The following is an 11716-nucleotide window of genomic DNA, read 5'->3' as shown; positions in this document are numbered from 1 at the left end:
AGATTACCTAATTCTACACAAAGTTTAGTGCAGAATTTTGAACCTATGAATGATAAACAACAAGAGTTCATGGATTTAATTTATAAAAATGATATTACAATTGCTGCAGGAGTAGCAGGATCTGGTAAAACAATAGTTAGTTTAGCAACTGCTTTAGATTTATTAGGAGGGATTTATAAAAGAATTGTCCTAGTAAAATCTGTAACTACTATTCCAGGGGAAGCAATAGGATTTATCCCAGGCTCTGTTTCTGACAAGATGGATCCATTTATAATGTCTTTTACTTGAAACATTGATAAATTAATTGGCAAAAATGGAGCTAAAGGTTTAATGGAGAAAGGGATAATAGAAGTAGTACCTATTGCATTTATGAGAGGGTTATCTATAGATGACTCCATTGTACTGGTCGATGAATCCCAAAATTTATCTCCACACACTTTTAAAACATTAGTAAGTAGAATTGGTACTAACTCTAAGTATATATTTCTTGGAGATGTTGAACAAGTAGACAGAAAAATAAGAAAGGAGTCATGTTTAGAACAAGTAATGGAAATTTTTAAAGAATCACCTATAATTGGTACTATATGATTTTCTGACGGAGATTGTGTTAGACATCCAATAATTCCAGAAGTCTTACAACAACTTAGAATACATGGAATATAATATGGAACAGAGAGGCTAATTACTAGTACTCTCTGTTTTATTTTAAAAATACTATATACAAATATAATAAAAAAAATTTTCTTAACTTTATTATTAAATGATGAGAAATTTTTAAAAAATAATCCTATATTTGTGAAAATAATAAATTTCTAACAAGACAAATAAAAAACAACATGAATGGACTCTGAAATCTTTTTAAGGAGGTTATACAAACCTATGGAATAGGAATGGGCATTTTCTTATTATTAATAATTGGAACAATTTACTTCTTGTATCTTATGAATAAATATAATGCTAGGGCTATTGAAAAATACTTAAAGGATAGGATGTTAGAAAAGGAGAAAACCCACACAAAGGCTGCTGTATATAGAAGAGATATTATGCCAAAAATAAGACACTCCTTAGATGAACTCGCATCTACTGTAAATGCCGATAGAGCTATGTTATTTGAATTATCTAATGGTAGTCAAAACTTAATAGGACTTCCTTTTTTGTATGCAACAGCTACATCGGAAGTAATTTCAAAACGAACATTCCCAGTAATACAGAAATATCAAAAAGTAAATACTTCCATAATTGCTTCTTTTTTAGAGGCTCTAGAAGAAAAAGGATATTTTTATTTCAATGATTTAGAGGATATAAAAGATGAATTTCCTACAATGTACCAATTTATGAAACCTAATAATGTTCGTTCTGGAATGTTCTATACTTTATATGGAGTTGATAATAATATTGGTTTTTTATGTGTAACAACTACTGGACAGAGAAAGTTCCCAAGAGAAGGAACTATTACAAAAATTGCAAGTACAGCACAATTAATTAGCTCTTTACTAAACTATAATAAAATAAATAATGGAGAATAATATGCGAGTTGATAAGGAAAATGAATATGTATCTTATAATGATGAATTACATAAATACTGGCTAAAAAGTTCTGGTGAATACTGTGTTTCAGCAACTACATTGATTCATAAATTTGCAACCTTTGATGAAGACTTTTGGTCATCTTATAAAGCCTTTGAAAGGATTGCTCCAGAATCTTTTAAGGGGATTAAAAAAACCTTACTTAAAACAAAGAGAATACAAAAAAATATTTTAGAAATTTTAGATGTAGATAAAGAAACATTTAAGAATGCTAAAAAAGAAATACTAGCTGAATGGGCTTTAAAAAGAGATGAGTCATGTGTTAGAGGAACTAAGTTTCATAATGAACAAGAAGCAGAACATTGGAATGGAAATACTAATGAAATAAAACAATTAGGATTAGGAGGTTCTTTTCCACCCATTAATACAAATAAAGTAGAGTTAGGTAAAAAAGGAGTTTATCCAGAGATTTTATTATCTAGAATTTCTAATGATAAAATGCTAAAAATAGCTGGACAAGCTGACTTAGTAATTGTTGATGGTAATGAAGTTCACGTACTAGATTATAAAACTTCCAAAGCTATTGATAAAAAAGCTTATTTTGATACTCGTGCTAGAAAAGCAACTATGATGAAATATCCTTTAAATAATATAGAGGATTCTAATTTCTGGCATTACACTCTACAATTATCTTTATATGCATGGATGATAGAAAAAGAATATCCAGAAGCAATCATAAAATCATTAACAATTATACATTATGATCATGATGGAAAGGTTACTAATTATGAATGTGAATATAGAAAAAAAGATGTAGAAAGAATGTTAGCTTTTTATAAGAACCAATTGGCAGATAAAAGATTTAAAGAATCTATTAAAAAAATAACTTTCTAATGAATCAAATAATAAAAGGAACATTAAATAATATGTTTAATGCAAAAGAAGATTTATTTAGAAAAAGAATAGAGATATGTAAAGAATGTAAGTTATTTAAAGAGCATTCAACTTTTGGAATGGTATGTAATAATAAACTATATTTAAACCCTATTACTGATGAAGTTTCTAAAACTGCTAAGAAAGGATTTAAAAAAGGATGTGGTTGTATATTATCTTCTAAAACAAGAGTAGAACATGCTAAATGTTTAATTAATAAATGATAATGTAAAATGAGCAAAAACACAATTGAAACACAAGGAAGAATTTTTATGGGAGACCATGGTAGTAAACTAATAGTACCAGAAAACCCAATTGAAGATCAAGCAAAAGAGTTAAAAGAAGAAAAAGAGGCAGAAAAGGATGCTGAAAAAGCTAAAGAACTATTACTAGAAGCTAAACAAGCTAAACAAGACGAAATTAATGAAAAGCTTAAAGATCTAGAAATGTTACCAGTGGGTAATAAAGTTCTTATTAGTCCTTATCCAGAAAATCCCTACAAAAAAGTAGTAGAAGGAAGTATTATAGTAGACTTTGATGAGAGTGTATTTAAAAATCCTGATACAGGAGAGTGGGATAAAAATGAACGTTTAGTAGGATGTGCCAAGGTTATTGAAGTTGGTCCAGACTGTAAATGGTTACAAGCAGGAGACGATGTATATTATGATACAAGAACAGTTTATCCTATGCCGTTTATGTCTTTAGGATATAAGCTGACTCATGAACCAGGCGTTTTAACTTTTATAAATACTAAATTAAAAGATAGGGTAAATGGAAAATAAAGTATTTTTCCTTCCAGGAGATGTAGTTACTATAAAACAAGATCTCCCAAATAAACCAACTATGTTGGTAAATAGAAAAGTGAAGAAAACAGTTAGGATAAAAGATACAAAGAATGATTACTTGCAGGGTATTTTATGTAGATGATTTACCACTGCTGGTGAAGTTCAAGAAGAGATTTTTAATACTAAAGACCTAATAAAATTATAAAAATGGATGAAGAGCAAAGAAAAGAATTGTATAATTTATTTAGATTATTATTTGCTGCACAAGTAGATTCTGATAAATATAGTCAAGTGGAATCTTATGAAGAATTAAATACTTTATTAGAGCAGAATCCTACTGACAAAAGTGCAGTTGAGCAAACTATGAATAAGTATACAGAAGAAGAATTACTACAGATAGCTGCAAATCTACAAGGAGAAGATGTAGAGTCTGCAAAAAAGGGCAAGAAATTAGAGTACGCGAAAAAACTTCGTAGCTATAAAAAAGGTCAAAAATGTAAATGTGGATGTGATTTAGTTTTAACAAAAGAAAGTGGAGGAAAACTTACACAGAAGTGCGCATGTGGATGTAAATTATAATAAATATGAAATTTTTTATATATGATCAGAGCAGTGGAAAGCTAGTTTTAAATAAAGAGGAAATTTTTGTATTATCAGAATTCAAAGCTCTAATAAATAGTCCTAAAAGAGCTAAATTAAAAGATAAGATGGATAAAGTATTCAGAGAGTTTACATATATCTATCTATTTTTTGATTGAGAGAGTCCTTATTTTCAATATCTTGAACAAGATAGACACAGGGAATCATTAACAGATGCAGGACTTACAGAGAAAGAATTTGATGATCCTTTATTTAGAGCAGCTTGTAGGAAATATGATGAAATACAAAATGCATCAAAAATTGGGAGGTTACTAAAAGCCTCCTATTCTACTATAGATAAAATAACACACTACTTAGAAAACCTTAATTTGGAGGAGAGGGATGAAGCAACAGGCAAACCTATTTTTAAGACCAAAGATGTTATTGCAGAAATAAGTAGTGCTGGAAAATTGTATGATTCTGTAAAAACATTAGAAATATCATTTAAAAAAGACCTAGAAACAGATAATCCTTTAAGAGGGGATATATCTGCAGGCTTATTTGATTAATTATGACGTGAGATGTAAAAAAAGAAGATGATATAGAATTCTTTGATCCAGATCTTTCTTATGAACTTACAGGTTATAGACCTATAAATAAAACTCGAGGAAAAGATTTTAAACCAGAGTGGTTTACAGAAACTTCTAAAAATAAATTAAAGACAGGTTCTTATAGTGGATTAATGATAGGAACTAAAACACATAGAGACTTTTGAAAAAGAGAATTAGATAGATGTATTAACGGCTTAGAAGTTAATGGGTATAAAATTACTGGGGATAATTATTTTTGACTAAACTACTATAGATTAAAACAATCAATAGAAGGTAATAAAGCCTCTTCAGGACGATCATTAAGTTTTCCAAAATTTCTAGTTTTCCAATATGAATATTTTCACTATATAGAAATGTGTGAAATGTTAGGAAAAGATGTTGGATTACTCAAAGCTAGAGCATTAGGTTTTTCAGAAATGGCTGCTTCTTTATGTGTTAGACCATTTATAACAACTTCTAATTATAGAATTGTAGCTTCTGCTTTCTCAGATAGGCATTTAAAACCTCTACTTGCTAAAGTTTGGTCACAATTAGATTGATTAGCGCAAGAAACAGAAACTGCCTTTAAAAGGGTTCGTATGGTTTTAGATAGTAAGTCTCATAAGAGAGCTTCTAAAAAAGATAAGTATGGTACTGAATTTGGTCATATGGCTGAAATAGAAGGTATTGTAGCAGATTCTCCTGAGAAAATTAGAGGAGATAGAACTGAACGCTTGCTCAAAATAAAAGGGCAAGGATAAACGAGGTTAATTGCGGGAACCTCCTTAAGTCTTTAATACAGCGGCTAATTTAGCGCAGCAGAAGAGGTAATGCTCTTTGGATTGTAAAAACTTAAAGAATTGGAAAATCCGCAACCAAGCTTCCTAATTTAAAGGAAGAAGGTTCAACGACTATGGGTGTATATAGAGACGCCCTTAGGGATAAGTATCCCGAAACGCCTCGCCATATTTAAGTATGGAAGATATAGTCTACTCTTAAATGAAAATTTAAGAAATTCTGGATTGTAAATTTAGAATTAGTGCAAGATTAACGACTTTGCATTTTAATATTACGCTTTGAAGAAGCAGGATCAGACAAAGTATTTAAAAAGAAGTGGTTACAAGGGGAAGCTCTTATTACAGTATTAGGAGGTGATAGAATTGGAACTAGAATAGGCTGAGGAACTGGAGGTGACAAAGGAGTCGCTTTAGAGGGTATTAAAGATATGGTAATCAATCCAATAGTATTTAATGTACTACCTTTTAAACATAACCACACTCCTGATGGTCAGTTTATATATTCTTCAATGTTTATTCCTGCTTATAAAATGGTTGCAAAACTTGTAGATAATAGAGGATGGTGTGATCCTGACAAAGCAAGAGAATGGTACGAAAAAGAAAGAGAAAAGAAAGTAGAAGATCCTGAGGGACTTCTTATATATAAAGCTGAATATTGCTTTACTATAGAGGAAGCTCTTATTCAACAAGGAGATAATATATTCCCTAGAGAGCAACTAGCAGAGCAGCAGGCTCAATTAACTGTTTATAAAAGTATAAAACCACCAAAAGCTGGATATTTATCATGGACATATGATGAATCAGGCACTAAAACTGGAGTAAAATGAAAAGAAGACCCAGCAGGAAGAATCCTAATAAAAGAACATCCTATAAAAACTGAAGACGGAGGACAATATCAAAATCTGTACGTTGGAGGAATTGATTCTATTGATATAGGTAGTGCAGACAGTTCTGCTAAAAAAGGAAGTTCAGAAGAAAAGAAATTATCTGATTTTTGTATTGTTATTAAAAAAAGAATTTTGGGGTTATCAGATCCAGGTTATGTAGCTATGTATAAAGAAAGACCTAGAGATCCTAGAGAAGCTTATGATATAACAGCTAAACTATTAGTATATTATGGAGCTAAAGCAGTGCTAGAGTCTACTAGAACAGCAATATTAACCTACTTTAGGGACAATAAATTATTATCTCTTTTAATGAAGAGACCTAGGGCAACAATGCCTAATGTAACTAAAGGAAATCCTAATATGTATGGTACTCCTGCTCCAACTAAAGTAATTGTACATGCAAATGAATTAATTTATGATTTTGTATTGGATTATTGTCACACTATTCCAATTGAAGAAATGGTAACTCAATTGCTCAACTATTCTTATGATAGAAAAAAGTATTTTGATATTATCGCAGCTATGGGAATGGCGGAACTTGCTGATGAAGAACTCTCTTGAAAAAAACCAGAAGAGAAGGAAAAAATAAATAAAGAGTTTAGAAATATTGGATGGTTTAAAGATGGCAGAGGCTATAAACATTATGGAGTAATTCCAACAACAGAAGGAGAACGATATGCAGCTAATAGAGTTAGAAAAGAAGATTCTTGACTATATGGAGAATCTATATAATGTAGAATATAGAGGAAGATTAGAGGTACATAAAAATGATACAGAATATACATTAATTTTAGGTGTACCTTCTTATATGGCTCCAACTTATATAAGTATGGGCACTGATGAGGAGGATGTTTTTCTCGAATATGCCTATTCTGAACTTAAAAATAGAAATTACTTAAGAATAGAAATATATAAAGTAATAAAAACTAATGAGTAATAAAAAAGAAAAAGAACCTTTTACTAACTGAGTAGATAGAGCTATCTCTGATTTAGTGTATGAAAAAGTACAACTAATGAAAGCTTTTAATTACTATCATGGTAAAAGAGACCCAGAGCAATTTAGGCACTTAGAGGAAAATTATGGTATAGGTACTCCTACTTCTGTAGAATTTATTCCCTTAGTAAGGAAACATATAGATGTATTAGTAGGAGAGTACTTATCAACACCTGTTACACCTAAAATATCATGTAAAGATAAAGAAACTTTATCTAATATACATAAAGATAAACAAATAGCAATAAATAAAGCTATAAGGAAAGTATATAAACAATACCTACAAAAATCTATTTATCATTCTAAAGAAAATAACCAACCTTTTAAAGATCCAGAATTAGCCAAAAGAGTTGATATTTTGGAAGACACACTAGACAGAAATTTTATTTCCGATTATGAAATTGCTGGACAAAATATTATAGAGTATTCTATGCAGTCTAGGAGTATTGATTTTATTAATAAAAGGAAAATGTTTTTACTAGATTTATTAATTGGTGGAATAGGTTATTATAGAATGACTCCTAGTTCTTCTGGGACTTCCGTTGATTTTTCTGTATTAAACCCCTTAGATACTTTTATTGATAAAAATGTAGAATCAATATATTTAAAAAATTCTCCTAGAGCTGTTGTTAGGGCTCAATTAACTAAACAACAAATTCTAGAAAAATATGGTAAATATTTAGAGGATGAAGAGATAGAGGAACTTGATTCCTTAGAAGCATACTCAGAAAATGAGTATGATACTACTGATTTAAGAACTTACGATAATCCTGAAGAGCCTGATGGTATTCTAGGAGGTTTTGAAGTTACTCCAATGAATGGTTCTGGTTCTAAATATTTTAGAACACTTCCTGTATATGAAGCAGAAAGACTAATTACAGAAAAAGAAAAGGGTAAATATATTACTCACCGAGAACAGGCTGTAAGAATAGGACATCATATCTATATTGATTTAGGAAGAGATAATTATATAACTAGATCTATGGAAGATCCTGAAAAATGTACATTAAGTATAAATGGAATTTTCTACACAGATCGGAATGGAGACCCATTTTCTTTAGTACTAGCAACAGCTAATTTACAGGATTAAATTTAGTCCTGTCTAAATCCCGTGAACTCAGGGAAAATCCTTAGAGCTTTAAATACCAAGGTATATTAGTAATAATATATTGGATGAAGTAACTACTCATGTATGGTAACAAGTTTAAAGATTGGATAATCCTGACCCAAGTTTCCAAATGGAAAAAGGAGCAACGACTATTATGTAGGATCAAGTGATCCGAAGTGCGGGAATAATAATATATATGATATAGTCTGGTCTGTATAGAAATATACAGCAGCTACGGCGGGTATAGTTTAACGAACTATATTGAACAAAACGAAATTTGATTGTCTTCACTTCTATAGGGATAATGTTATTGCAGAATCTGGAAGTGTCGGAGATTGGATAGATATAGCACACCTACCTAAATTTTTAGGGGAGGATGTTACTGAAAGACTTGTAAAGTGAAAAGCCTATAAAAAAACTGGTATGGCTCTTTATGATTCTGGACAAGAAGGACAAGCGATAAATACTTCTTTTGGAGGATTTGATGATACTATAAAAGTACAGACAATCCAAGCTATAGAATTAGCTATACAGAGGACAGAAGAAACTACCTCTACTATTACAGGAGTATTTAAAGAAAGACTAGGAGGAATAGAACAAAGAGATGCTGTTACTAATGTACAAGTAGGTATTGTAAATTCTTCTCATATCACAAAACAGTATTATCAATTAATGGATTTAATGACAAGCGAAATATTAATGGATATTTTAGATCTGTCTAAAATTGTCTATAAAAAAGGTATTTCTGGTACTATAGTTTTAGGAGATAGGCTTAATAAAGTATTTACTGCAGAATCAAAACATTATACTATGACTAGTTATGATGTGCATATTGCTGATAGTTCTGAAGTTATTAAAGAGCAAGAATCTATTAAACAATTAATCATTGAACTAATTAAAGGAAAAATGATTGATCCTGATGTTGCAGTTGAAGCAGTTACTACTAAGAGTTTGACTAAAATGAAAGAAGTTATTGCTCGTTCAATGGGAGAAAAGAAAGCTGAAAATAGCCAAATGTCACAACTTTCCCAACAAGTTCAGGAGTATGAGCAGCAATTGAAGGAAGCTACGAAGAAGTTAGAAGAATATGAGAAAGAAATACAAAGAAATGATTCTGAAAAAGCTTCTTTAGAAAAAGAAAAATTAGAGCATGAAAAATCTATTGATTGGTTTAAAGCGAAGTCTGAAGATGATTTTAGGAAAGAAACTTTGGAGCACAACAAAGGAAGAGTTCAATTGGAAGGTTTACAATTACTTGACACTAGCTCAAACAATGACGAAGTTAGAGACACTTAATATTATATTAGATCCTGCCCATGGTGAAGAAACTCCTGGAAAAAGATCTCCTGATGGTAATCATCGGGAGTATCTATGGAGCAGACAAAGATGTGTAAGAATTAAGAAAAAATTAGAGATATTAGGATATAATGTTTACATTACTAATGAAACTCCAAATGAAATAGGTATTACTAATCGTAAGAATATAGCAAATAAACTAGCTTCTGGAAATACACTACTAATATCATTACATAATAATGCTTTTGGTGAGGGATGAACAAGTATAACTGGTTATTCTGTTTACACAAGTAAAGGACAAACTAAATCAGATGAATTTGCTGATGTTCTAATGAAGGAGTTTAAAGAAGTTTTCCCAGAACTTAATGACAGACCAGAATATTCTGATGAAGATTTAGATAGAGAAGAAAACTTTACAGTTTTAATGGGAAATTATTATGCTGTATTAATTGAATGACTATTTCAGAATAATAAAAAAGATGTAGAAATAATAAATGATCCTAATTATATAATTAGGTTTGAAAACTGTATTATAAAAGCTATAGAAAAATGATCACAGAATATTTAAATAAAGAAATAACAGTTTATAGTCCAGAAGTTGTAGGAACTTCCTATGCATTTATTTTAGAAGAATGAGATGGAGAAGCCTTTATATTTACAAACAGTGTAATAACTACAAATTCTGGTGTTTTAACAGTGGAAAAAGATGGTTATTATAGAGTTTCTGAATATCCTCTAACAACTACTGGAACTTATTATATACAAGATAATATATTGTATAATGTTGAAGGCCAGACAGATGGAGCAGATTTAGTAGCAAATGAAATTCCTGATGAAACATATGATTTAGTTGTGTATGAGTATTTAGAGATTTTTTATAAAAATTTAATTAGTGATAGATTAATAAAAGGTATCTGTAATTGTGCATGTCAGGATAAATTAGTAATAGATACATTAACTATAGGTTTAGAGATGTTGAAAATGTTAGAAAAATATAAACAATATTATGAAGTTTATAGAATTCTTAAACAATTAGAAACCTGTGATGATTTTATAAATATTAACTGTGATTGCAATGGATAATGATTTGATAATTCTGCAAAAAGGTAAAGAGTTACTAAATAATTTAAATTATGGTTCTATACAATTTAATGAAAAATTTTATGAGTTTATTTTAGCTTATAAAAATGATTTAATTTCAGAGGATGTATTTCAATATTATAAGAACAATATTTTTTATAGGACTTTAGTAACTTTAGATTTACCTAATAAAATTGTAGTTGATGGAGAAGATATTTACATAACTACTTTTGAGATAATAGATATAGACCCAAAACCTATAGATTCAGTAGTAAGATTGGAAATTTCAGCAGATTTAGATTTTAGAGTTCTAGATGATTCAGAAGTGAATATTACAGACTCTTTTATTGAAGTGGAATCAAATGTATGAGAATTTCCATTAAATAGTTTTATTGGATATAAATTTAAAATAGAATTAATTTAACTATGGATAAATTGTATGATAGAGCTCTTCAACTTATTATTGAGGGCTATGACGGTATTTTGGATCCCACAATAGAACTTATTGCTGAGGATTCTTTAAAAAATCCATATAGATTAGCAACAGTTCCAATAAATGGAGAGACTATTGTAGAATTTTCTAAACCATTTTTAAATGACAATTATTATCTAACTATTAAAAGATATACAGCTACAAATGGAACAATAGTTGAGTATGGATGAGATATAATAAATGAAACCAGGGAGTCTTTTACTTTTATCCCACCAACAAGATTTTTAACAGGAGAATTGACTTATGAAGCACATTATTTTAATTAGTTTATTTATATTTATATCTATTATAGGAAAATCTCAGAATGTATTTTTTCCTTCATTAGAAACAGATAGTGTAGATGTTACTTGATATGTAACTCATGCTAATGGTATTTTAGAAAAGCATTCCGCAACTGTAGGGCAGTTAAGAGACTCTTTGTCTTTATACTATGATGTAGAGCAAGTAGACAGTATTATAGTCGAATTAATGGATACTATTTCTGTTAATAGTTATAATATAGATTCTCTGTGGGACCGTGAGGAAATTGATCCTTTTTTAACTACTCAAAACACATTTACAAAAGAACCAACAGGTTTTTTAAGCCCTTCTAATGTTATACTCAACTACAATTCAACAACGAGAACAATAACATTAACAGGAACTAC

Annotated in this window: 21 protein-coding genes and 1 pseudogene; all 22 read left to right on the top strand. The window is 29.8% G+C overall.

All coding sequences use genetic code 11. The features are described from left to right. Positions 1-45: 45 nt before the first annotated feature. Positions 46-588, top strand: a pseudogene (locus PF569_08735) (PhoH family protein). A gap of 353 nt (positions 589-941) precedes the next feature. Further along, positions 942-1526, top strand: coding sequence for a hypothetical protein (locus PF569_08730; GenBank protein ID MDA3856319.1), 585 nt, complete (start codon positions 942-944; stop codon positions 1524-1526). A gap of 1 nt (position 1527) precedes the next feature. Then, complete coding sequence (locus PF569_08725; GenBank protein MDA3856318.1) at positions 1528-2421, top strand: PD-(D/E)XK nuclease family protein; 894 nt, start codon at positions 1528-1530, stop codon at positions 2419-2421. Beyond that, on the top strand, positions 2421-2684 hold the full coding sequence (locus PF569_08720) for a hypothetical protein (protein ID MDA3856317.1): 264 nt from the start codon (positions 2421-2423) through the stop codon (positions 2682-2684). Before PF569_08725 ends, PF569_08720 begins: the two co-directional genes overlap by 1 nt. Positions 2685-2693: 9 nt before the next feature. Further along, positions 2694-3242 carry a hypothetical protein gene (locus PF569_08715; protein MDA3856316.1) on the top strand — a complete coding sequence of 183 codons (549 nt, stop codon included), beginning with the start codon at positions 2694-2696 and terminating at the stop codon, positions 3240-3242. 210 nt (positions 3243-3452) lie between these two features. Then, a complete protein-coding gene (locus tag PF569_08710) occupies positions 3453-3824 on the top strand; it encodes a hypothetical protein (GenBank protein ID MDA3856315.1) in 372 nt (123 codons plus the stop codon). Between the two features lie 5 nt (positions 3825-3829). After that, a complete protein-coding gene (locus PF569_08705; GenBank protein MDA3856314.1) occupies positions 3830-4003 on the top strand; it encodes a hypothetical protein in 174 nt (57 codons plus the stop codon). A gap of 210 nt (positions 4004-4213) precedes the next feature. Continuing rightward, the gene (locus PF569_08700; protein MDA3856313.1) at positions 4214-4393 is read left to right on the top strand and encodes a hypothetical protein; all 180 of its coding nucleotides are present in this window, start codon (positions 4214-4216) and stop codon (positions 4391-4393) included. A 404-nt stretch (positions 4394-4797) separates the two neighbouring features. Then, a complete protein-coding gene (locus tag PF569_08695; GenBank protein MDA3856312.1) occupies positions 4798-4974 on the top strand; it encodes a hypothetical protein in 177 nt (58 codons plus the stop codon). A 39-nt stretch (positions 4975-5013) separates the two neighbouring features. Continuing rightward, the gene (locus tag PF569_08690; protein MDA3856311.1) at positions 5014-5175 is read left to right on the top strand and encodes a hypothetical protein; all 162 of its coding nucleotides are present in this window, start codon (positions 5014-5016) and stop codon (positions 5173-5175) included. Between the two features lie 464 nt (positions 5176-5639). After that, positions 5640-6038, top strand: a complete 399-nt coding sequence (locus PF569_08685; GenBank protein MDA3856310.1) for a hypothetical protein — start codon at positions 5640-5642, stop codon at positions 6036-6038. Between the two features lie 222 nt (positions 6039-6260). Continuing rightward, entirely contained in the window at positions 6261-6659 is a 399-nt protein-coding gene (locus PF569_08680) for a hypothetical protein (protein MDA3856309.1), read from the top strand. Positions 6660-6774: 115 nt separating this feature from the next. After that, entirely contained in the window at positions 6775-7035 is a 261-nt protein-coding gene (locus tag PF569_08675; protein ID MDA3856308.1) for a hypothetical protein, read from the top strand. 76 nt (positions 7036-7111) lie between these two features. Beyond that, entirely contained in the window at positions 7112-8182 is a 1071-nt protein-coding gene (locus PF569_08670) for a hypothetical protein (protein MDA3856307.1), read from the top strand. A 279-nt stretch (positions 8183-8461) separates the two neighbouring features. Beyond that, positions 8462-8602 (top strand): hypothetical protein, encoded by a 141-nt coding sequence (locus PF569_08665; protein MDA3856306.1) that lies wholly within the window; start codon positions 8462-8464, stop codon positions 8600-8602. Positions 8603-8623: 21 nt separating this feature from the next. Further along, positions 8624-9496 carry a hypothetical protein gene (locus PF569_08660; protein ID MDA3856305.1) on the top strand — a complete coding sequence of 291 codons (873 nt, stop codon included), beginning with the start codon at positions 8624-8626 and terminating at the stop codon, positions 9494-9496. After that, positions 9474-9755, top strand: coding sequence for an N-acetylmuramoyl-L-alanine amidase (locus tag PF569_08655; protein MDA3856304.1), 282 nt, complete (start codon positions 9474-9476; stop codon positions 9753-9755). The genes PF569_08660 and PF569_08655 overlap by 23 nt, the downstream gene beginning before the upstream one ends. A 72-nt stretch (positions 9756-9827) precedes the next feature. Then, complete coding sequence (locus PF569_08650; protein ID MDA3856303.1) at positions 9828-9953, top strand: hypothetical protein; 126 nt, start codon at positions 9828-9830, stop codon at positions 9951-9953. Between the two features lie 239 nt (positions 9954-10192). Continuing rightward, positions 10193-10579 (top strand): hypothetical protein, encoded by a 387-nt coding sequence (locus PF569_08645; protein MDA3856302.1) that lies wholly within the window; start codon positions 10193-10195, stop codon positions 10577-10579. Continuing rightward, entirely contained in the window at positions 10572-10946 is a 375-nt protein-coding gene (locus PF569_08640; protein ID MDA3856301.1) for a hypothetical protein, read from the top strand. The genes PF569_08645 and PF569_08640 overlap by 8 nt, the downstream gene beginning before the upstream one ends. A gap of 56 nt (positions 10947-11002) precedes the next feature. Further along, positions 11003-11239 carry a hypothetical protein gene (locus PF569_08635; GenBank protein MDA3856300.1) on the top strand — a complete coding sequence of 79 codons (237 nt, stop codon included), beginning with the start codon at positions 11003-11005 and terminating at the stop codon, positions 11237-11239. Positions 11240-11486: 247 nt separating this feature from the next. Then, a partial coding sequence (locus PF569_08630; protein MDA3856299.1) for a hypothetical protein occupies positions 11487-11716 on the top strand: 230 nt, incomplete at its 3' end.

The sequence above is a fragment of the Candidatus Woesearchaeota archaeon genome (genome assembly GCA_027858315.1).
Lineage (GTDB): Archaea > Nanobdellota > Nanobdellia > Woesearchaeales > UBA583 > UBA583.
The sequence above is the reverse complement of the archived record's forward strand: the minus strand, read 5'-3'. Positions and strand labels throughout refer to the sequence as shown.

What these genes read in the sequence shown, in the direction of transcription:
- PF569_08730 (MDA3856319.1), top strand. Translation starts at nt 942, where the DNA reads ATGAATAAATATAATGCTAGGGCTATTGAAAAATACTTAAAGGATAGG.
- PF569_08725 (MDA3856318.1), top strand. Translation starts at nt 1,528, where the DNA reads ATGCGAGTTGATAAGGAAAATGAATATGTATCTTATAATGATGAATTA.
- PF569_08720 (MDA3856317.1), top strand. Translation starts at nt 2,421, where the DNA reads ATGAATCAAATAATAAAAGGAACATTAAATAATATGTTTAATGCAAAA.
- PF569_08715 (MDA3856316.1), top strand. Translation starts at nt 2,694, where the DNA reads ATGAGCAAAAACACAATTGAAACACAAGGAAGAATTTTTATGGGAGAC.
- PF569_08710 (MDA3856315.1), top strand. Translation starts at nt 3,453, where the DNA reads ATGGATGAAGAGCAAAGAAAAGAATTGTATAATTTATTTAGATTATTA.
- PF569_08705 (MDA3856314.1), top strand. Translation starts at nt 3,830, where the DNA reads ATGAAATTTTTTATATATGATCAGAGCAGTGGAAAGCTAGTTTTAAAT.
- PF569_08695 (MDA3856312.1), top strand. Translation starts at nt 4,798, where the DNA reads ATGTTAGGAAAAGATGTTGGATTACTCAAAGCTAGAGCATTAGGTTTT.
- PF569_08690 (MDA3856311.1), top strand. Translation starts at nt 5,014, where the DNA reads ATGGTTTTAGATAGTAAGTCTCATAAGAGAGCTTCTAAAAAAGATAAG.
- PF569_08685 (MDA3856310.1), top strand. Translation starts at nt 5,640, where the DNA reads ATGGTAATCAATCCAATAGTATTTAATGTACTACCTTTTAAACATAAC.
- PF569_08680 (MDA3856309.1), top strand. Translation starts at nt 6,261, where the DNA reads ATGTATAAAGAAAGACCTAGAGATCCTAGAGAAGCTTATGATATAACA.
- PF569_08675 (MDA3856308.1), top strand. Translation starts at nt 6,775, where the DNA reads ATGCAGCTAATAGAGTTAGAAAAGAAGATTCTTGACTATATGGAGAAT.
- PF569_08670 (MDA3856307.1), top strand. Translation starts at nt 7,112, where the DNA reads ATGAAAGCTTTTAATTACTATCATGGTAAAAGAGACCCAGAGCAATTT.
- PF569_08660 (MDA3856305.1), top strand. Translation starts at nt 8,624, where the DNA reads ATGGCTCTTTATGATTCTGGACAAGAAGGACAAGCGATAAATACTTCT.
- PF569_08655 (MDA3856304.1), top strand. Translation starts at nt 9,474, where the DNA reads ATGACGAAGTTAGAGACACTTAATATTATATTAGATCCTGCCCATGGT.
- PF569_08650 (MDA3856303.1), top strand. Translation starts at nt 9,828, where the DNA reads ATGAAGGAGTTTAAAGAAGTTTTCCCAGAACTTAATGACAGACCAGAA.
- PF569_08640 (MDA3856301.1), top strand. Translation starts at nt 10,572, where the DNA reads ATGGATAATGATTTGATAATTCTGCAAAAAGGTAAAGAGTTACTAAAT.
- PF569_08635 (MDA3856300.1), top strand. Translation starts at nt 11,003, where the DNA reads ATGGATAAATTGTATGATAGAGCTCTTCAACTTATTATTGAGGGCTAT.